We start from the raw sequence: 1515 nt of genomic DNA on the forward strand, positions 1-1515 counted from the left end.
CTTGTCGGCGCTATCCTCTCTCTTTCCTCCACAAGCTCCTGGAAATCAGCAGGAATATCCTCCAGCCTTTCCAGATTACTGCAAAGAAAATGGAGCACCTCCTCCTTTGACTTTAAATCCTGTTGGAAAAAGGTAAGATCTTGTCTAATATACTTGATGACACTTCCAATATTCTCAATCACCAGGTTTTCTAGCTTCTCAATATCCTCATCTCTTAAGATCGTGTTCACATCGATGATTGGTACAGTTAATTTTCTCTTTATCGGGATTGTGGTAATAATAAAATCGAGTGACCCTAAATCATATTTATGTAAATCAAACACATTAGCAGTACCTACTATTTGCAGCCGACTCCCAAATGTGGCGTGAAGTCTATGGTACAGCAATTGTGCGCTTGCAACTCCTGTAGCGCAGACAATCAGACAGCGCTTCGCCCTTCCCTTTGACTTTTTCCGTTCCATTGCCGCACCTACATGCAATGCCATATAACCAATCTCTTCTTGGTTTATAGCCATTCCTGTTTCCAGCTTCAGCGTTTTTCCCATTAAAATTGCCGCGTCAAATGCTACAGGATAGTTTTTCATAATTTCCTTCAATAGTGGATTACGAATACTCAAGCCATATTTATACCGGTTAATGGCCGGCTTTAAATGCAGGCACAAACCATAAATAAGTTCCTCATCATCTGATATGCCAAGCTGCATAATATTTTCTGTCTCATTTAATAGTTTTTTGGAAAGCTCGAGAATATCTCTTTCAATCATATCAAGGATATTAATCTCAGCAGTCGGCTGGTACGAGATGATTTTCGAGCCTAGTAAATGAATCGCAATATAAGCAATCTCTTCCTCAGGAAATACCGTCCCTAACGCTTTCTGCAAATCAATCACAATTGCTTTAGCAACTTTATATTCCTTTTCTGCCCTTATTGCTTCAAGCTCTTTTTTTGGCATTGAAACATAATTATCATGAAAAATACGTTTACACGCTATGGCAATGTGTGTGATTAAATTAGATTTGCCTATATCAGAGAGCAAAATTGCTGCCTCTTTTGTTCTTTCCGTTAAAATATCGCCTATTATTTCTAATTCTTGTGAAGGTAATGCCTGATAAGACTGATGTTCAGAATGAAAAACAAACTCAGCCATACAAATGCGCATTTTTGCTTCAGGACCAATTATTTTCAGCCCATAATTTGGCCGTTTATCCAAATCCAAGCTGAAGCGCCTCAAGACTTTCTTTACTTCCCTCAATCCATTTTTAACTGACGTTTCGCTTATATACAGCTCCTTTACTAGCTGCTCTACCTTGATATACTCATCTGACAAGAGCAAACGTCTCAGCATATAATCCATTCTTTCCGCTGGATCTGCTGGAACTGCGTAATCCTCGTTTCTGACTATTGCCTCCTGTAAAAAAGGACGGAAATATTTATAATCTTCAATTATCAACTCATAGCCTTGCCCTCTTTTTAAAACAATGTTAGCACCATTTTCTTGAAGTTTATCTGCAAGC

Annotated in this window: 1 protein-coding gene; it reads right to left on the bottom strand. The window is 38.6% G+C overall.

The window, feature by feature from the left end; genetic code table 11:
* On the bottom strand, positions 1 to 1515 hold a 1515-nt coding region (locus AB0G52_RS41080), incomplete at both ends, for a BglG family transcription antiterminator (protein ID WP_361344389.1).

Source organism: Streptomyces sp. NPDC021562 (genome assembly GCF_040640875.1).
Classification (GTDB): Bacteria; Actinomycetota; Actinomycetes; order Streptomycetales; family Streptomycetaceae; genus Streptomyces.